Genomic DNA, 16,887 nt, shown 5'->3' with positions numbered 1-16,887 from the left:
CAGAAACTTGATCATTCGCACACCTTGTCGAGCTTCTGTCCGGCGCATCCCAACCCCAACCAAAAGGGCCAAAATACCGGACAGATCGTGTGCTACCTAAACCGGACATATCGTGTGCTACCGACATCTCGAATGAGAATCGTTGCGCCCATTTTGGGCGCATGGTATTCTCTCAGCATGCGGATCATATCCCGGCGCACCTTGCGGGAGTTCGTCGAAGCTCGCAAAGGATACAAGGACTATGCCGCGCTGAAAGCCGCGCTTGATGCTTGGTTCGACGAGGCTAAGAAGGCGCGGTGGTCCAGCGCAGCAGAAGTGAGGCGCAGCTACGCGACTGCCAGCATCGTTACGGCAGACCGGATCGTATTCAACATCAAGGGGAACGATTATCGGTTGGTCGTCGCCATCGATTTCGAGAAGACCATCGTGTGGATCAAATGGATCGGCACGCACAAGGATTACGACAAGATCGATGTGAAGGAGGTGCAGCATGGCGATTGAGGTAAAGCCGATTCGGACGAAGCGGGATTATGAGCGCGCGCTCAAGGAGGTGGAGCGCCTCTGGGGCGCGAAGGCCGGCACGCGCGAGGGCGATCAGTTGGACGTGCTCGCAACCCTCATGGATGCGTATGAGGCTGAGCATTATCCAATGGACCCGCCTGATCCCATCGAGGCGATCAAGTTTCGCATGGAGCAGCAGGGCCTGACGCGACGGGACCTGGAAGAAATCATCGGTACCCGTACCCGCATCGCAGAGGTTCTGAACCGAAAACGTGGACTCTCGATCACGATGATCCGCCGCCTGCATGAGCGGCTTGGCATCTCTGCGGACGTCCTGATCCGGCCGAGCCGAAAAAGGGCGGCTTAGGGTACGCCAGCCCATGCTTGAGCATGGCGTCAGACGCAAGGGCGGTGATCTTTGGCGGCGATGGCCAATTTCGATCTGGCGCGGTCCGCGTTCAATGACGCTGGTGCATCTGCAGAAGGTTGCCGCAGGTATCCTCGAACACCGCCGTCGTCACGGGGCCGAGGTCGACCGGCGGCTGCGTGAACCTGACGCCCAGCCCGGCCAACCGCTCATGCTCCTTGCGAACGTCGTCGACCTCGAAGGACGTGTAGGGAATCCCGTCGGCGACGAGCGCCGACTTGAACGGCTTCGCCGCCGGATGTGCATCGGGCTCCAGGACCAGCTCGGTGCCTTCCGGCTGCTCGGAGGAGACGACGGTGAGCCAGCGCGCCGCGCCCATCGGAATGTCGTGCTTCAGCTGGAAGCCGAGGACATCGCGATAGAACCGCAACGCCTTCTCCTGGTCATCGACCAACACGCTCGCCAGTGCGATCTTCATGAGCATTGTCTCCGGTTTTGCGTTTCTTTCCGCTCGTGAGGGGCCCCAGCCATACTTTCCACGCCTCGTGCAGCGGAGCGCGCACGAGAAAATGGTGCTTGCTTCGCCACTGCCATTCGGTGCGCAGCAGGCCCGCGTCCTCGAGCACGGTGAGATGCCGCGACAGGCCCTGCCGGGTGAGGTTCGCCTGCTGCCAGCTGATGAGCCGGACGTGGAGCTCGAACAGCGTCTGCCCGTCGCGCTCGGCAAGCTCGTCGAGCAGGCGGCGCCGGGTCGTGTCCGACAGGGCGTGGAACAGCCGGTCGAGGTTCATGCGGGATGGATAGACCGCTACACCGCTTCATGCAACAGATTTGTTGCATGATAAAGGCGTGGCCTCCGGCATAGTCTGTCGCAAACGAAAACGGCGCCAACCGTCATGATTGGCGCCGTTGCAGACCGCTCGGGGCGGTAGCCTTACTTCCGCTTGTCCATCGGCACGTAGTCGCGGCGGGCGACGCCGGTGTACAGCTGGCGCGGACGGCCGATCTTCTGATGCGGGTCCTCGATCATCTCGCTCCACTGGCTGATCCAGCCGACGGTGCGGGCGACCGCGAACAGCACGGTGAACATCGAGACCGGGAAGCCCATCGCCTTCAAGGTAATGCCCGAATAGAAGTCGACGTTCGGATAGAGCTTGCGGTCGATGAAGTACTGGTCGGAGAGCGCAATTTTCTCAAGTTCCATCGCGACGTTCAGCATCGGATCGCCGCCGTGGCCGGTTTCCTTCAGCACGGCGTGACACATCTTCTGCATGATGCGGGCGCGCGGGTCGTAGTTCTTGTAGACGCGGTGGCCGAAGCCCATCAGGCGGACTTCCGAGTTCTTGTCCTTCACCTTCTTGATGAAGTCCGGAATCTTGTCGACCGTGCCGATCTCGGCCAGCATTGCGAGGGCCGCCTCGTTGGCGCCGCCATGGGCCGGTCCCCACAGGCAGGCGATGCCGGCAGCGATGCAGGCAAACGGGTTGGCGCCGGAGGAACCGGCGATGCGCACCGTCGAGGTCGAGGCGTTCTGCTCATGGTCGGCGTGCAGGATGAAGATCTTTTCCAGCGCATCCGCCAGCACGGGGTTGATCTTGTACTCCTCGCAGGGCACCGCGAAACACATGTGCAGGAAGTTCTCTGCAAAGGAGAGCGAGTTCTTCGGATACATGAACGGCTGGCCGATAGTGTACTTGTAGGCCATCGCCGCCAGCGTCGGGATTTTCGCGATCATCCGCATCGAGGCGATCATGCGCTGCTTCGGATCGTTGATGTCGGTGGAGTCGTGGTAGAACGCGGCCAGCGCGCCGACGCAGCCGACCATGACCGCCATCGGATGAGCGTCGCGGCGGAAGCCCTGGAAGAAGCGGGCCATCTGCTCGTGCACCATGGTGTGGCGCGTCACGCGCGAGTCGAAATCCTGCTTCTGCGCCTTGGTCGGCAGTTCCCCGTACAGCAGCAGGTAGCAGGTTTCCAGGAAGTCGCCGTTCTCGGCGAGCTGCTCGATCGGGTAGCCGCGGTATTCGAGGACGCCGGCGTCACCGTCGATATAGGTGATCTTGGATTGGCAGCTTCCGGTCGAGGTGAAACCGGGGTCGTAGGTGAACATACCCGCCTGGGCGTAGAGCTTGGCGATGTCGATCACATCGGGCCCAACGGTGCCGCTCAGGATCGGGAAATCATAGCTCTTGTTGCCGACCGTGAGGGTCGCCGTCTTGTTGCTGGATTTTGCGTCCATCGTTTGGTCCCCGATGAAATCGTTGCGGAAATCGGGCTGTCTGGGTGCCGAATCTCACGGAGATGGCGAGCAGGGCCTGATCGTCTGGAAAGCTCGCGGAATGGGTATCTTATTGCCCTGTGCGCTGCAAGATGGCCACAGGTAGGGGGCGCCGGCTCCGCTAGGCGGCCTGATCGGCCAGCCGTGCGAGGCATTCCTCGCGCCCCAATACCGCCAGCACCTCGAAAATGCCGGGCGAGGTCGTGCGTCCCGTCAGCGCCGCCCGCAGCGGCTGGGCGACGGCGCCGAGCTTGAGGTTATTCTGTTCGGCGAAATTCCGCATCGCCGCCTCGGTCGTCTGCGCGCTCCAGGGCGAGACCGCTTCCAGCGCGCTGCGCAGTCGTCCGACCAGCGCGCGGGCTTCGTCCGTCAGCAGCGCCTGCGCCTTCGCCTCGATCTCCAGCGGGCGGTCGGCGAAGATGAAATAGGAGCCGGCGATCAGCTCCAGCAGCGTCTTGGCGCGCTCCTTCAGGCTCGGCATGGCCTGCAAGAGTTGCGCGCGGGTCGTGTCGTCGAGCTTGGCCTTCAGCGCAGGTCCCTCGGGGACGTGGTCCAGCACGTCCTCGAACATCCCAAGCAAAGCCTTGTCGTCGGCCTGGCGGATGTAATGTCCGTTGAGGTTTTCCAGCTTGGCGAAATCGAAGCGGGCGGCCGAGCGGCCGACGCCGGAGAGGTCGAAGGCGTCGATCATCTCTTGGGTGGAGAATATCTCCTGGTCGCCATGGCTCCAGCCGAGCCGCACCAGATAGTTGCGCAGCGCCGCCGGCAGGTACCCCATGGCGCGGTAGGCGTCGACGCCGAGCGCACCGTGGCGCTTGCTGAGCTTCGAGCCGTCCGGCCCGTGGATCAGCGGGATGTGCGACATGCTGGGGATCGCCCACCCCTTCGCGTCGTAGATCTGCTTCTGGCGCGCGGCATTGATCAGGTGGTCGTCGCCGCGGATCACATGGGTGACGGCCATGTCGTGGTCATCGACCACGACCGCCAGCATGTAGGTCGGAGTGCCGTCGCCACGCAGCAGCACGAGATCGTCGAGGTTCTCGTTCTGCCAGAGCACGCGCCCCTGCACCTGGTCCTCGATCACGGTTTCGCCGGTCAGCGGGGCCTTTAGCCGAATGGTCGGCTTCATGCCTGACGGGGCGGTGGCGGGATCGCGATCCCTCCACAATCCGTCATAGAGCCGGGTGCGTCCTTCCGCGCGCGCCTTTTCGCGCATGGCGGCGAGCTCCTCCGGCGTCGCGTAGCAGCGATAGGCCTTGCCGTCGGCAAGCAACTGCTCGGCGACCTCGCGGTGCCGGGCGGCGCGGCTGAACTGGTAGATGACCTCGCCGTCCCAATCCAGCTCCAGCCATTTCAGCCCGTCCAGGATTGCCGCAATCGCCGCGTCCGTCGAGCGCTCGCGGTCGGTGTCCTCGATTCGGAGCAGCATCTTGCCGCCGTGCTTCCTGGCATAGAGCCAGTTGAACAGCGCGGTACGCGCCCCTCCGATATGGAGGAAGCCGGTCGGCGAGGGGGCGAAGCGGGTGACGATGGGTGAGGTCATCAGGGGCAGGGCGTATGCGAAAAACAGCGGTGGTGTATAGCAGGAACCGGGCATAACTAAAGCCCAACTGGCAGGCTATCGGCCGCCAAGGAGACTTGGCGGGCGGGGGCGAATTTGGCAGAAGGGCCGCCGGAACAGGAACTCGTTTATGACGACAGAAACGGTGACGGCCGAGGCAGGGCGCGATTTCATCCGCGACATCATCCAGGCCGACCTCGAAGCCGGGAAGCACAAGGCGATCGTGACCCGATTCCCGCCGGAGCCGAACGGCTACCTGCATATCGGACACGCCAAATCGATCGCGCTCAATTTCGGCATCGCCCAGGAATTCTCCGGCAAATGCCATCTTCGCTTCGACGACACAAATCCGACCAAGGAAGAGCAGGAATACATCGATTCCATCCAGGCGGACGTGCACTGGCTCGGCTTCGACTGGGGCGACAACCTGTTCTATGCCTCCGATTACTTCGAGCAGCTCTATGGATGGGCGGAGGGCCTGATCAAGGCGGGCTTTGCCTATGTCGACGACCAGTCGCAGGAGGAGATCCGCATCAGCCGCGGCACGCTGACCGAGGCGGGTAGGAACTCGCCGTTCCGCGATCGTTCGGTCGAGGAGAACCTCGACCTGTTCCGCCGGATGAGGGCCGGCGAATTCCAGAACGGCGCGCGCGTGCTGCGGGCCAGGATCGACATGGCCGCCGGCAACATCAACCTGCGCGACCCCGTACTCTACCGCATCCTGCACGCGGACCATCCGCGCACCGGCGACAAATGGTGCATCTATCCGAGCTACGACTACGCCCATGGCCAGTCGGACGCCATCGAGGGCATCACGCATTCGATTTGCACGCTGGAGTTCGAGGATCACCGGCCGCTGTACGACTGGCTCCTGGACAAGCTGCCGGTGCCATCGAAGCCGCGGCAGTACGAGTTCGCGCGGCTGAACCTGACCTATACGCTGCTGTCCAAGCGCGTGCTGACGCAGCTCGTGCGCGACGGCCATGTCGCGGGCTGGGACGATCCGCGCATGCCGTCCATCGCGGGCCTGAAGCGGCGCGGCGTGCCGCCGGCGGCGATCCGCGAATTCGTCAAGCGCATAGGGGTCGCCAAGGCCAATAGTGTGGTCGATGTCGGGATGCTCGAATTCTGCATCCGCGAGCATCTCAACAGGACGGCGCATCGTCGGATGGCCGTGCTGCGGCCGCTCAAGGTCGTGATCGAGAACTATCCGGAAGGCCAGATCGAGGAGCTGGAAGCGGTCAACCACCCCGACGATCCCGCCGCCGGCACGCGCAAGATCAGGTTCGGCCGCGAGCTCTATATCGAGCAGGACGATTTCATGGAGAACCCGCCGAAGAAGTTCTTCCGGCTGTCTCCAGGCAACGAGGTGCGGCTGCGCTACGCCTATTTCATCAGATGCCGCGAGGCGATCAAGAACGCCGACGGCGAGATCGTCGAGCTGCGCTGCACCTATGACCCGGCAACGAAGGGCGGCAACGCGCCGGACGGCCGCAAGGTGAAGGCGACCATGCACTGGCTCTCGGCGCAGGATTCGATTCCCGCAGAGATACGCATCTACAACCAGCTGTTCTCCAGGCCGAGCCCGGACGCCGGCAATTTCGCCGCCGACCTCAATCCGCAGTCGCTGGAGATTTTGCAGGACGCCCGGATCGAGCCCGCGGTCGCGACGAGCAATTCGCCCGAGCCGATGCAGTTCGAGCGTCAGGGCTATTTTGCCAGGGATCCCGATTCCACCGCCGACCGTCCGGTGTTCAACCGCACCATTGGCCTGCGCGACACCTTCGCCAAGGAAGTCGGCGGGAAGGGGTGAGCGCCATGGCCGGCGCGGCCGACGACATCGCAGGCAGCATCATCGCGAAGTGGTCGGATGCGTTCGCCAAACTCGACGCCGACGCGCTGTCCGCGCTCTATTCCAGGCACGCGCTGTTCTTCGGCTCGAACCCGACGCTCTATCGCGGCCGTGACGGCGTGAAGGCCTACTTTGCGGGATTGCCGGGCTGGAGGTCGCAATCGGTCCGCTTCTCCGACGTGTCGGCGGAGGCAGCCGGCGCCGAGGTGGTCAACATGGCGGGCACGGCCAACTTCGTCGTCGACGATGCCACGCTGACGGTGAAGCTCACATGGGTCATTCTCTGCGAGGACGGCGACTGGAAGATCGTCAGCCACCACGTGTCGTCGCGGGAGCCGCTGATCGATCACGTGCGGTAGCAATATCCGTCGAACGGGCCACTCGTTCTCCCTCGTTTTCTCCTTCCGTTCCGCTTTCTGCACATTTCGCCTTCCGGTAGCCTTGCGTCCGTGACGGGATCACAGGATGTTGCGTGGCCGAGCAGGGTGAAACGCCGGGCGGAAGGCGGGGCTATGCGGGGACATGGCCGCCGCGCGCGGCCGCCGCGCAGGCCGGCGGCTATGCGCCGTCGGATTTCCGGGCGTGGTGGTCGCTCGTCGAGACGCTGCGCGGCTGGGCGCGCGCGGAAGCCGGCGCGGGACGGCTGCTGCCCTGGGTGCCGGTCGCCTTCGGCACCGGGATCGCCTTTTATTTCGCGGCCGGCCACGAGCCGGTGCTGGCGGCCGCAGCGGTCGTGGCCATCGCGCTGTGCGCGGCGGCCTTCCTGCTGCGGCGGCACAAGGTCTTTCCGGTTGCGGTGATGCTTGCGGCGGCCGCTGCCGGCTTTGCAATGGCGACGTGGAAGACCGCGCGCGTGGCGCACGACGTGCTGGCGCGGCCGATCTATTCGGCGGCGCTGACCGGCTTCGTCGAGACGCGCGACATCCGCGAGCGCACCGACCGCTTCGTGCTGCGCGTGGTCTCGATCGAGAGCCCGCGGGGCGGGGAGCGGATCAAGTTCGAGCGCGTGCGGCTGTCGGTGAAGAAGGGCACGGCGCCGGCGGTCGGCAGCTTTGTCGAATTGAAGGCGCGCCTGCTGCCGCCGATGTCGCCGAGCCGGCCGGGCAGCTACGATTTCGGCCGCGACATGTATTTTCAGCGCATCAGCGCCTCCGGTTTCGTGATGGGATCGATCAAGGCCGCCGATCCGCCCGACAGCGGCGGCTTCGCCTTGCGCTACTCCGCGTTCATGCAAGGCCTGCGCGATGCCATCGATGCGCGCATCGGCAACGTGCTGGAGGGTGACAAGCGCGCCATTGCCACCGCGCTCCTGACCGGCCGCCGTGACGCCATCTCCCAGCCGGTCAACGATGCGATGTTCGTTTCCGGGCTCGGCCACGTGCTCTCGATCTCCGGCTATCACATGGCCGTCGTCGCCGGCGTCGTGTTCTTCGCGATCCGCGCGCTGCTGGCACTGGTGCCGGCGCTGACGGTGTCGTTTCCGATCAAGAAATGGTCGGCCGCGGGCGCGCTGCTGGCCGCCGCCTTTTACCTGTTGCTGTCGGGCGCGGAGGTGGCGACGCAGCGCTCCTTTTTCATGACCGCGGTCGTGCTGATCGCTGTCATGGTCGACCGCCGCGCCATTACTTTCCGTACGCTGGCGGTGGCGGCGCTGGTCGTGCTGGCGCTGGCGCCGGAGGCGCTGGTGCATCCGAGCTTCCAGATGTCGTTTGCGGCAACGCTTGGCCTCGTCGCGCTGGTGCAGATCGGCATGCCGAAACTTTTCGCCGCGCCCGACAATTCCGCGACCGCGCGCGTCGCGCTGTGGGGCGGCCGGGAATTCTCCATGCTGCTGCTCGCTTCGCTGATTGCGGGGCTCGCCACCATGCCGTACGCCGCCTTCCATTTCCACCGCATCACGCCCTATGGCGTGCTCGCCAACCTTGCGGCGATGCCGGTGGTCTCGGCGGTGGTGATGCCGGCCGGACTGCTTGGGCTTGCCGCCATGCCGTTCGGCTTCGACGGCTTCTTCTGGTGGCTGATGGGCGTCGGCATCGACTGGATGGTGGTCGTCGCGCAATGGGTGGCGAAATTGCCCAGCGCCGTCGGCCGCATGGCCGCGTTCGGCATCGGCCCGCTTGTTGTCGCGAGCCTCGGCATCATCCTGATGGGGCTGCTCCGCACGCCGCTGCGCTGGAGCGGGGCAGGGGTGCTGGCGCTCGCGATTCTCTGGTCGGTGAGCGCGCCGCGCCCGGACATCCTGATCTCCGGCGACGGCCGCAACGTCGCCGTGCGCGGCAAGGACGGCAGGCTGCATCTGATGCGAAGCGGCAAGGATGCGTTCGCGGTGAAGCAGTGGCTGGCGGCGGACGCCGATGCGCGAAGTGCCGCCGATGCTTCGCTCACCGACGGTGTATCCTGCGACAAGGCGGGCTGCGTGACGCCAGGCCCCGACGGGGCATTGGTGGCGCTCGGCCTGCGGCCGGAGGCGATGGCCGACGATTGCGAGCGCGCCGCGCTGATCGTGACGGTACGGCAGGCGCCGCCCGGCTGCCGGGCGTCCATCATCGATGCGGAGCGCCTCCGCCGGCAGGGCGCGCTGGCGCTGCGCAGGACCGGCGACGGATTTGCCGTCGAGGCGGTCAAGCCGCGCGGCATCGACCGGCCGTGGGCGCCGTCCGCAGGCGGCGAGGCCGGCGATGCCGAGACGGCCATTACCGTGTCGCGTCCCGCCCGTCAGGCGATCGACGCGACGCCGTCGGAAGCCGACCTGCAGGCCGACGAGTGAGCGTCAGCCGACGATGATCGGACGCGGCGCGGGCTGCTCGCTGTCCGTCTTCTTCGCCTCGTGCGCACCTTCCTTGACCGGAAGCTGCAGGACCGTCACGCGCTGGCCTTCGCACAGCTGGGTCACCAACACATAGGTCCCGTCGGGGAATTCCACCGCATCATGGTGGCGATCGGGAATGTGCGGATCGACCTGGCCGAACTTGCCGACGCGGAAATCCAGCGTTTTCGGCCAGATCCAGCGGTTGTCGTAACGGACTTCCTGGGCGAACGCCAATTCCGTGCCAGGCAGCATGCAGACGGCGGTGGCCGGATCGCTCTCGGCGGCGAAGCCGCGGGTGGATGTGCCGCGGAACGTCGTGGTGATCAGGGTTTCGCCAACTTCCGCAGGACGCGTAGCGAGAGCGCGCAGACTATAGTCGCACATGGGATTGCTCCTCTTTCGAGATAGCCAACCCGCGCCACGAGAGGCGCAGGCCTCTATCAAAGTGGACATGAGCGAAAAGTTGCTATGACTTGCTGGCAATTATACGGCTCGGCGCAGACTTGCGCTATCACAAACGCGTATTGAAATTTTGCTGCGTGGGCACACGCGAAAGCACCGTTTTCCGCCGCAAGCGCCACGATTTCGGGCATGGCGGGTGTCCGGGCTACGCGACGCGTGCCCGGACGCGATGCAATCAGTACTTCCTGTACAGCCCGATCAGCTTGCCCTGGATGCGCACGCGGTTGGGCGGCAGGATGCGAACCTCATAAGCGGTGTTGGCGGGCTCGAGCGCGATCGAGGCGCCGCGGCGGCGGAAGCGCTTCAGCGTCGCTTCCTCCTCGTCGATCAGCGCCACCACGATGTCGCCGGTATCGGCGCTCTCGTTGCGCTGGATCAGTGCCATGTCGCCGTCGAGAATGCCGGCATCCACCATGGAATCGCCGCGCACCTCGAGCGCGTAGTGCTCGCCGGCGCCGAGCATGTCCGGCGGCACGCTGATGGTGTGGCTGCGGGTCTGCAACGCCTCGATCGGCGTGCCGGCGGCGATGCGGCCCATCACCGGCACCTGCACCGGACGCTCGCCGCTTTCTTCGGCGGAAGCCGCAGCGCCCGAGCGCCGGCCGAGCGTGCCTTCGATGACGCTGGGCGTGAAACCGCGGCGGCTGTTGCCGCTGGCGGCGATCTCCGGCAGCTTGATCACCTCGATGGCGCGGGCGCGGTTGGGCAGGCGGCGGATGAAGCCGCGTTCCTCGAGCGCCGTGATCAACCGGTGAATGCCGGACTTCGAGCGCAGGTCGAGCGCGTCCTTCATCTCGTCGAAGGATGGCGGCACGCCGGCCTCCTTCAGCCTCTCGTTGATGAAACGCAGAAGTTCATACTGTTTGCGCGTAAGCATCGCGGGCAATCCCCAGTTGGTAGCGCGTCGTTCAATTCGAGACTCCCGGTGGCGAGACTTTTCTCAAGCCGAGACTCTCTCAATCCGAGACTCGTGCAGGGCGCTTTCAAACACCACCGCTCGAAACAAATCATGAACGGACACTATATGTTCGATATGTGTTCCGCAACTACTTAATTTTGGGTGAAGGCGATGAGCTTTTGTCAGGCGATGCGAATCGGCCGTTCAATCCGGCAGCCGCAGGATGTCTACCTGCGCGCCGGCCTTCGCCGCCGGCGAAAGCGGCGGACGCACCACTAATCCCTGTGCCGCAGCGAGTTTTCCCAAAAGGGAACTGTCCTGCTGACTGACGGGCGTGGCGATCCATTCGCCGCTATCCCGTCGCTCCAGATGCGCGCGCAGATAATCTTCGCGCTGGTCGTTGGCGGCGACGTCGCGCCCCAGCAGCGCCGGCTCGCGGACATGACGGATGTCGCGGCGGCCCGACAGCGCGCGAATCAACGGCACCAGGAACAGGAAGGCGCAGACGTAAGACGAGACGGGATTGCCCGGCAGTCCGATCACCCGCATCGCCCCGAGGTGGCCGTGCATCATCGGCTTGCCCGGCCGCATCGCAATCCGCCAGAACGCCATGGCGATGCCCTCGGCCTCCAGCGAGCGCTTGACGAGGTCGTGGTCGCCGACCGAGGCCCCGCCGGTCGTCACCAGCACGTCGGCGCCGGCCACCCGGGCGCGGCGGATGCCGGCGGTGGTATCGGCGACGGTGTCGGCGGCCACCCCGAGGTCGATGGTATCGGCGCCCTCGGCGCGGGCGAGGGCCCGCAGCGCATAGCCATTGGAATAGACGATCTGGCCGGGGCCGGGCGTCGTGCCGGGCATCACCAGCTCGTCGCCGGTGGCAAGCACCGCCACCCTGGGGCGGCGGTGGACGGCAAGTTCCGGATAGTTCATGGCGGCCGCCAGCGACAGGTCGCGGTCGGACAGGCGGGTTCCGTGCCTCAGCATCACGTCGCCCTCGCGGAAATCCACGCCGGCCTGGCGGATATGCCGGCCCTTCACCGCGGCTTCCGTGATGGCGAGGACATCGCCCTCGACCCTGGTGTCTTCCTGGATGATGACGGCATCGGCGCCGTCGGGAATGACGCCGCCGGTGAAGATGCGCGCCGCTTCCCCGGCACCGACCGTGCGGCCGAACGGCCGGCCGGCGGCGACCTCGCCGATCACCTTCAGCCGCGCCGAGATATCGGCCGCATCCGCCGCGCGCACGGCATAGCCGTCCATGGCCGACATGGCTTCCGGCGGCTGGGTGCGCTTTGCCGCGACGTCGCGCGCCAGCGTGCGGTGAAAGGCGGTATCGAGCGCAACGATCTCCTCGCCCAACGGCTTTGCTCCCTCGAGAATCGCCGCAAGCGCATCGGTCACCGGCATCAGGGCCACGGCGAAACCTCCTGGATTGGAAAGCTCCTAGATTCCGAGCGCGGCAAGCGCACGCGCCACGTCGTCGGAGGATCTTACATGCACGGCCGCAAGGCCGCTGGCTTGAGCGCCCGCAATATTTTCCGCGGAATCGTCGAAGAACACAATGCGCCGGGCCGGCACGCCGATGGCGCCGACGACGTGGTTGAAGGCCTCGATCTCGGGTTTGCGCAGCCCGATGCTGGAGGAGAGATATATTTCCCTGAAATGGCCGAGCACGTCCGCGTAGACTTGCGAGAAATGCGCGACGTGCGGCGGGTTGGTGTTGGAGAAGGCATAGAGCGGCAGCTTCGCCGCGGCGCGCGCCAGGAGCGGCGCGATGCCCGGCATTTCGCCGGTGAAGATCGCGTTCCACCCTTCCAGAAACTGCGCGTCCGAAATGCCGATACGAAGCGAATGCCGCAACGCCTGGAAGAAGGCGGCATCGTCGATATGGCCGGTCTCGTGATGCCTGAAACTGTCGTTGACCACGAAGCGCGCGGCGAGGTCGGCGGGCTGACAGCCGGCGTGGTCGGCCCAGATGCGCATCACGCGGCCGAAATCGATATCCAGCACGACGCGGCCGAGATCGAACAGCAGCACGTCGGCGGAACCGGGCGAAAGGGAGGGCGGTGTCATTTCGGCGGTGGTGTACGAAAATCGCGGCCGCCATGCAACGATCCGGACTTGCCGCGACAGGCGTGACGGCTATCGTTTGCGTTGGGAAACGGGCCCGGGAAACGACGGCCCTTGAGAAGTCAGGGGAATCGCCGATGTCGGGCACGCTGTTGTTCTCACCGATGACGATCCGCGGCCTGACGCTGAAGAACCGCATCGTAGTGCCGCCGATGCACCAGTATTCCGCGATCAAGGGCTTTCCGACCGACTGGCATTTGATGAATGCGGGAAAATTCGCGGCCGGCGGCGCAGGGCTCGTGATCGTCGAGTCCACCAAGGTGGAGCGCCGCGGCTGCGGCACGGTCGGCGATCTCGGCATCTGGGACGACAGGTTCGTCGAGCCGCTCGGCCGTCTCGTCAAGTTCATCAAGCAGCAGAATTCAGTCGCCGGCATCCAGCTCGGCCATTCCGGCCGCAAGGCGCGCGCCACGCGGCCATGGGAAGGCGACAGGCCGCTGACGCGCACGAGCGACATCGACGACTGGGACGAGTGGACGCCGGTCGCGCCGAGCGCGGTTCCCCATAGCGAGAGATGGCCGGTGCCGCGCGCACTGGAGCGGAACGAGGTGAAGGACCTCGTGCAGGCCTGGGGCAACGCCGCGCGGCGCGCGCATCAAGCCGGTTTCGAGGTGCTGGAGCTGCACGGCGCGCACGGCTACCTCATGCACGAGTTCCTCTCCGAAAGATCCAACCAGCGCAGCGACGAATATGGCGGCTCCGAGCAGAACCGCATGCGCTTCATTACCGAAGTCACGGAAGCCGTGCGGACGCATTGGCCCGACGAAAAGCCGCTGTTCGTGCGCCTGTCGGTCGAGGACAATGCCGGCTGGGGCCCGGAGCAGAGCGTGCGGCTGGCGAAGATTCTCAAGGCCAGGGGCGTCGACGTCATCGACTGTTCCTCCGGCGGCATCACCGACACGGCCCCGATCCTCGGCAGGGAGATCAAGTACAGCTACCAGGTGCCGCTGTCGGAATACGTCAGAACCCACGCCGGCATCATGACCATGGCGGTCGGCCTGATCATCCACGGCGACCAGGCCGAAGACATCCTGCGCGCCGGGCAGGCCGACCTGATCGCCGTCGGCCGCGAAATCCTCAACAACCCGAACTGGCCGATGGACGCCGCGCTCAAACTCGGGGTCGAAGGCCCGTTCCGCAACGTGCCGCCGCAATTCGGCTACTGGCTCGGCACCCGCGCCAAGCGCGGCTTCGGCACCCAGCCATCGACCTGGCAGAGCGGATTGAACGAGAGGAAGATGCTGTAGCCGTACCGCAGGGTGGACTGGCGAAATCTAGTCCGCGATGGTGGTTGGTTGAATCGACCGTACGGCGGGCTCGGTTCACCTCTCCTTGGGAGAGGTCGATTTGCTCCCGGCGATGCGCAGCATCGTCCGGTGCAAATCGGGTGAGGGGCGCCGCTCTCGCGAGGGACCATAACCCCTCACCCGGCCCTGCGCCGTAGCCGAAGCTACGCTTCGGCGTCTCTCAAGAACGGCCGCCGGGACAGCGGCCTACGCCTCTCCCAAGGGAGAGGTGAATCCCGATGCCGCTTCAGCTCAACCTAATCTCGTCACGCTTTGGTCCGCCGCTTTGATGGTGCCGCGTCGTGGGATCGGCTGGCCGATTCGTGCTGCGGCTTCTCAAGTTGCGTCGGCAACAGACTTGATCTTCGAAAGAGACTTCCCGATCGAGCGCTCGGCCATCTGCATGTCATAGGCGTTCTGCAGATTGAGCCACAGCTGGGGCGAGGTATTGAGCGCCTTGCCAAGACGAAGCGCCGTATCGGCCGTAACACCGGTTTCCTCGCTCGCCAGCCGCTCGATACGGGTGCGAGGCACGCCGCAAATCCTGGCGAGCGATCCCGCGGAAATATTCAGCGGTACCAGGAATTCCTCCCGCAGGACTTCGCCGGGATGCATGGGAGGCAGTGTCTTTGCCATATGCGACCTCCTTGGGTCCGGGCAGGAACATCCCGCCTCGATGAACGGTTAGTGATAGTCAACGAATTCGACGTTCTCCGGACCTTCCTTCGTCCAAACGAAGCAAATGCGGAATTGGTCGTTGACGCGGATCGAATGTTGTCCGGCTCGATCGCCCTTCAGGGCTTCCAGACGGTTAGCCGGGGGCGAGCGGAGGTCGTCCAGCGATACGGCCGCGTTCAGATACTGAAGCTTGCGACGGGTGACTTTCAGCAGACTCGACGGAAAGCCTTTCCCTGCTTTGCCGTTGAAGGCATCCTCCGTGAACCCGTTCTTGAAGCTCCTGATCACGAAACGTATGTATCACGAGTTGATACATACGGCAAGTGCATTGTATCATGATGAGATACAGAGCCGTCGCCTGTATTGCCTGGCTGCCCTTGCATGTCGCGCGATCCCCGCGCGCAGGCCTCACTGGATTCTCCTGATGCGACCTTTCACGGAAACGCGGCCGCCACCGATCTGGCTCGCTACATCGGCCGTCATGTTCGGCGCATTCTCCGTGCTGTTGTGGCTGACGACAACGGCCGTCATTCCCTGGCTGCGCGATGCGTTCGGCATAACGCCGATCGTCGGCTGGTACGTGAGCGGCACCGCTTTCGTGCTCATTCCCATCCTGATATTCGGCTGCCTGATGGCCCGGCGAGAACTCGCAAAGCCCGACCTGGGCTCGCTGAGGAGGCGGCTGAGGTTGCACGCGCTGAATCGTGGCGACGTCATGTGGACCGTTGGCGGCCTTTTCGCCATTGCGATCGCCACTGCTGCCATCCTCGGACTGGCGCGTTCGATCGACCCGGATTTCCGCCCGTCGCCCTGGTTCCTGCAGCAGCCTCCGGGCTGGCATGGCTGGGTATTTGCGGCATGGCTTCCACTGTTCGTCAGCAACATCCTCGGTGAAGAACTGTGCTGGCGCGGCTACCTCCTGCCGCGTCAGGAAGCGGGGTTGGGCGGCATCGCCTGGCTGCCGAACGGAGTCCTGTGGTGTCTGTTTCACTGGAGTTTCGGCTGGCCGATCCTGGTGACGTTGCTACCGATCACGCTCTTCCTGCCCTGGATCGTGCAGCGGCGGCGCAACACATCCGTCGGCATCGTCATCCACGGCGTGTTCAACGCTGCCGGCTTTATCGCCGTGGCCAGCGGAGCGGGCACGTAAACAAGCAGGGCGGATTAGCCGAAGGTGTAATCCGCCGCTCCCTGAATTAATCGACGATCAGTCTTCGTCCGGCTCGCGTACGACCGGGGGCTCGTCGTCCTCGTCTTCGTTCTCGTTTTCCTCGTCTTCTTCGTCATCCTCAGGATCCCGGGGCGGCACCGTGTTGCCCATGATCACGAAGGGACCCCAATCGATCAACTTGGAAGATAGTTCCTCGGGACGGTGTCGGGTCATGTTGTTGCTCCTTTGTGGCTTTGTCGCCTTTGTGGCTTTGTCGCCGCGGCACGGAATCCTGTGGTGTCTATTTCACTGGAGTTTCGGCTGGCCGATCCTGGTGACGCTGCTGCCGATCACGTTGCTGTTGCCCTGGATCGTGCAGCGGCGAGGAAACACGCGGTCGGGATCGCGATTCACGGCGTGTTCAACGCGGCCGGCTTCGTCGCCGTCGCCAGCGGAGCCGGTGGCTAGGAGCAGGCAGGGCGGATCAGCGAAGCGTAATCCCCGCTTCGAGCAAGACCAGGCGACGGTGCCCGGCGGCTACCGCAGCGCGGCCGCCGCTCGCCTCTCGGCGACGGAGCCCAGATAGGCTGGACCGGACATCTTCCGGGCTGTCTCGGGTTCCGACATGTGATCCCCCTGGGCGGCGATTGCTCCCTCAACGCAAATAGGGCAGCCCGGTTCCCGATGGGGGCTGCCATCGCAGGCGGCGTTTTTCCGAACGATTTCAGCAAGATTCGGAAAAATATGCCGTGCATTCGTAGAATCGTAAATATCGCTATTGACTATTCCGCAAATCAGAACTATACGTCTCCCCAGCCCGTGCCACCGTGAGGGACGTTTCGCGATCGTCACGAAACGTGGTGCGGGTTGCGATGGGCCGCTTGCTGCGTCAGGTGCTTGCACCGGGCGAAACGC

19 protein-coding genes are annotated in these 16,887 nt (G+C 64.7%); 8 read left to right on the top strand and 11 right to left on the bottom strand.

Annotated features, from left to right (window positions below):
* On the top strand, positions 1–501 hold a 501-nt coding region (locus tag ACT4OC_RS21780), incomplete at its 5' end, for a type II toxin-antitoxin system HigB family toxin (RefSeq protein WP_444841100.1).
* Positions 491–868 (top strand): helix-turn-helix domain-containing protein, encoded by a 378-nt coding sequence (locus ACT4OC_RS21775; protein ID WP_444841099.1) that lies wholly within the window; start codon positions 491–493, stop codon positions 866–868. The genes ACT4OC_RS21780 and ACT4OC_RS21775, both read left to right, overlap by 11 nt.
* 91 nt (positions 869–959) lie before the next feature.
* On the opposite strand, the gene ACT4OC_RS21770 is transcribed toward ACT4OC_RS21775, so the two are convergent.
* From ACT4OC_RS21770 to gltX, 4 genes are all read right to left on the bottom strand, one after another.
* A complete protein-coding gene (locus ACT4OC_RS21770) occupies positions 960–1,346 on the bottom strand; it encodes a VOC family protein (RefSeq protein ID WP_444841098.1) in 387 nt (128 codons plus the stop codon).
* Entirely contained in the window at positions 1,312–1,659 is a 348-nt protein-coding gene (locus ACT4OC_RS21765; protein ID WP_444841097.1) for an ArsR/SmtB family transcription factor, read from the bottom strand. Before ACT4OC_RS21765 ends, ACT4OC_RS21770 begins: the two co-directional genes overlap by 35 nt.
* A gap of 143 nt (positions 1,660–1,802) precedes the next feature.
* Positions 1,803–3,107: a citrate synthase gene (gene gltA / locus ACT4OC_RS21760; RefSeq protein WP_444841096.1), complete on the bottom strand. Its 1,305-nt coding sequence runs from the start codon at positions 3,105–3,107 to the stop codon at positions 1,803–1,805.
* A gap of 160 nt (positions 3,108–3,267) precedes the next feature.
* Complete coding sequence (gene gltX / locus ACT4OC_RS21755) at positions 3,268–4,689, bottom strand: glutamate--tRNA ligase (protein ID WP_444841095.1); 1,422 nt, start codon at positions 4,687–4,689, stop codon at positions 3,268–3,270.
* A 148-nt stretch (positions 4,690–4,837) separates the two neighbouring features.
* On the opposite strand from gltX, the gene ACT4OC_RS21750 reads away from it, so the two are divergent.
* The 3 genes from ACT4OC_RS21750 (at position 4,838) to ACT4OC_RS21740 (ending at position 9,326) form a co-directional block, all read left to right on the top strand.
* Positions 4,838–6,520 carry a glutamine--tRNA ligase/YqeY domain fusion protein gene (locus tag ACT4OC_RS21750; RefSeq protein ID WP_444841094.1) on the top strand — a complete coding sequence of 561 codons (1,683 nt, stop codon included), beginning with the start codon at positions 4,838–4,840 and terminating at the stop codon, positions 6,518–6,520.
* A 5-nt stretch (positions 6,521–6,525) separates the two neighbouring features.
* Positions 6,526–6,918: a nuclear transport factor 2 family protein gene (locus ACT4OC_RS21745; protein ID WP_444841093.1), complete on the top strand. Its 393-nt coding sequence runs from the start codon at positions 6,526–6,528 to the stop codon at positions 6,916–6,918.
* Between the two features lie 113 nt (positions 6,919–7,031).
* Complete coding sequence (locus ACT4OC_RS21740; protein WP_444841092.1) at positions 7,032–9,326, top strand: ComEC/Rec2 family competence protein; 2,295 nt, start codon at positions 7,032–7,034, stop codon at positions 9,324–9,326.
* A gap of 3 nt (positions 9,327–9,329) precedes the next feature.
* On the opposite strand, the gene ACT4OC_RS21735 is transcribed toward ACT4OC_RS21740, so the two are convergent.
* The 4 genes from ACT4OC_RS21735 to ACT4OC_RS21720 form a co-directional block, all read right to left on the bottom strand.
* Entirely contained in the window at positions 9,330–9,752 is a 423-nt protein-coding gene (locus tag ACT4OC_RS21735) for a hypothetical protein (protein WP_444841091.1), read from the bottom strand.
* Between the two features lie 253 nt (positions 9,753–10,005).
* A complete protein-coding gene (gene lexA, locus ACT4OC_RS21730) occupies positions 10,006–10,707 on the bottom strand; it encodes a transcriptional repressor LexA (RefSeq protein ID WP_444841090.1) in 702 nt (233 codons plus the stop codon).
* A 225-nt stretch (positions 10,708–10,932) separates the two neighbouring features.
* Positions 10,933–12,144: a molybdopterin molybdotransferase MoeA gene (locus ACT4OC_RS21725; RefSeq protein WP_444841089.1), complete on the bottom strand. Its 1,212-nt coding sequence runs from the start codon at positions 12,142–12,144 to the stop codon at positions 10,933–10,935.
* 27 nt (positions 12,145–12,171) lie between these two features.
* Positions 12,172–12,801 (bottom strand): HAD-IA family hydrolase, encoded by a 630-nt coding sequence (locus tag ACT4OC_RS21720; RefSeq protein WP_444841088.1) that lies wholly within the window; start codon positions 12,799–12,801, stop codon positions 12,172–12,174.
* A 134-nt stretch (positions 12,802–12,935) separates the two neighbouring features.
* Here ACT4OC_RS21720 and ACT4OC_RS21715 point away from each other — a divergent pair, with 134 nt between their 5' ends.
* The gene (locus ACT4OC_RS21715; RefSeq protein WP_444841087.1) at positions 12,936–14,105 is read left to right on the top strand and encodes an NADH:flavin oxidoreductase/NADH oxidase; all 1,170 of its coding nucleotides are present in this window, start codon (positions 12,936–12,938) and stop codon (positions 14,103–14,105) included.
* A 375-nt stretch (positions 14,106–14,480) separates the two neighbouring features.
* Here ACT4OC_RS21715 and ACT4OC_RS21710 read toward each other — a convergent pair whose 3' ends face one another.
* The gene (locus tag ACT4OC_RS21710) at positions 14,481–14,780 is read right to left on the bottom strand and encodes a HigA family addiction module antitoxin (protein ID WP_444841086.1); all 300 of its coding nucleotides are present in this window, start codon (positions 14,778–14,780) and stop codon (positions 14,481–14,483) included.
* Positions 14,781–14,828: 48 nt separating this feature from the next.
* Entirely contained in the window at positions 14,829–15,110 is a 282-nt protein-coding gene (locus ACT4OC_RS21705; protein WP_444841085.1) for a type II toxin-antitoxin system RelE/ParE family toxin, read from the bottom strand.
* On the opposite strand from ACT4OC_RS21705, the gene ACT4OC_RS21700 reads away from it, so the two are divergent.
* Positions 15,094–15,972: a CPBP family intramembrane glutamic endopeptidase gene (locus tag ACT4OC_RS21700; protein ID WP_444841084.1), complete on the top strand. Its 879-nt coding sequence runs from the start codon at positions 15,094–15,096 to the stop codon at positions 15,970–15,972. The two genes, ACT4OC_RS21705 and ACT4OC_RS21700, sit on opposite strands and share 17 nt — an antisense overlap.
* A 57-nt stretch (positions 15,973–16,029) precedes the next feature.
* Here the strand turns inward: ACT4OC_RS21700 and ACT4OC_RS21695 are convergent, their stop codons facing one another.
* The gene (locus ACT4OC_RS21695; protein WP_444841083.1) at positions 16,030–16,206 is read right to left on the bottom strand and encodes a hypothetical protein; all 177 of its coding nucleotides are present in this window, start codon (positions 16,204–16,206) and stop codon (positions 16,030–16,032) included.
* Positions 16,207–16,269: 63 nt separating this feature from the next.
* On the opposite strand from ACT4OC_RS21695, the gene ACT4OC_RS21690 reads away from it, so the two are divergent.
* Positions 16,270–16,440 (top strand): hypothetical protein, encoded by a 171-nt coding sequence (locus ACT4OC_RS21690; protein ID WP_444841082.1) that lies wholly within the window; start codon positions 16,270–16,272, stop codon positions 16,438–16,440.
* Positions 16,441–16,887 lie beyond the last annotated feature (447 nt).

Origin of the sequence: Bradyrhizobium sp. (assembly GCF_052389815.1) — a bacterium.
GTDB lineage: Bacteria > Pseudomonadota > Alphaproteobacteria > Rhizobiales > Xanthobacteraceae > Bradyrhizobium.
The sequence above is the reverse complement of the archived record's forward strand: the minus strand, read 5'-3'. Positions and strand labels throughout refer to the sequence as shown.

Bases quoted from the DNA above. Each gene is read 5' to 3' on its own strand.
- ACT4OC_RS21775 (WP_444841099.1), top strand. From the start codon at position 491: ATGGCGATTGAGGTAAAGCCGATTCGGACGAAGCGGGATTATGAGCGC.
- ACT4OC_RS21770 (WP_444841098.1), bottom strand. From the start codon at position 1,346: ATGAAGATCGCACTGGCGAGCGTGTTGGTCGATGACCAGGAGAAGGCG.
- ACT4OC_RS21765 (WP_444841097.1), bottom strand. From the start codon at position 1,659: ATGAACCTCGACCGGCTGTTCCACGCCCTGTCGGACACGACCCGGCGC.
- gltA (WP_444841096.1), bottom strand. From the start codon at position 3,107: ATGGACGCAAAATCCAGCAACAAGACGGCGACCCTCACGGTCGGCAAC.
- gltX (WP_444841095.1), bottom strand. From the start codon at position 4,689: ATGACCTCACCCATCGTCACCCGCTTCGCCCCCTCGCCGACCGGCTTC.
- ACT4OC_RS21750 (WP_444841094.1), top strand. From the start codon at position 4,838: ATGACGACAGAAACGGTGACGGCCGAGGCAGGGCGCGATTTCATCCGC.
- ACT4OC_RS21745 (WP_444841093.1), top strand. From the start codon at position 6,526: ATGGCCGGCGCGGCCGACGACATCGCAGGCAGCATCATCGCGAAGTGG.
- ACT4OC_RS21735 (WP_444841091.1), bottom strand. From the start codon at position 9,752: ATGTGCGACTATAGTCTGCGCGCTCTCGCTACGCGTCCTGCGGAAGTT.
- lexA (WP_444841090.1), bottom strand. From the start codon at position 10,707: ATGCTTACGCGCAAACAGTATGAACTTCTGCGTTTCATCAACGAGAGG.
- ACT4OC_RS21720 (WP_444841088.1), bottom strand. From the start codon at position 12,801: ATGACACCGCCCTCCCTTTCGCCCGGTTCCGCCGACGTGCTGCTGTTC.
- ACT4OC_RS21715 (WP_444841087.1), top strand. From the start codon at position 12,936: ATGTCGGGCACGCTGTTGTTCTCACCGATGACGATCCGCGGCCTGACG.
- ACT4OC_RS21710 (WP_444841086.1), bottom strand. From the start codon at position 14,780: ATGGCAAAGACACTGCCTCCCATGCATCCCGGCGAAGTCCTGCGGGAG.
- ACT4OC_RS21695 (WP_444841083.1), bottom strand. From the start codon at position 16,206: ATGACCCGACACCGTCCCGAGGAACTATCTTCCAAGTTGATCGATTGG.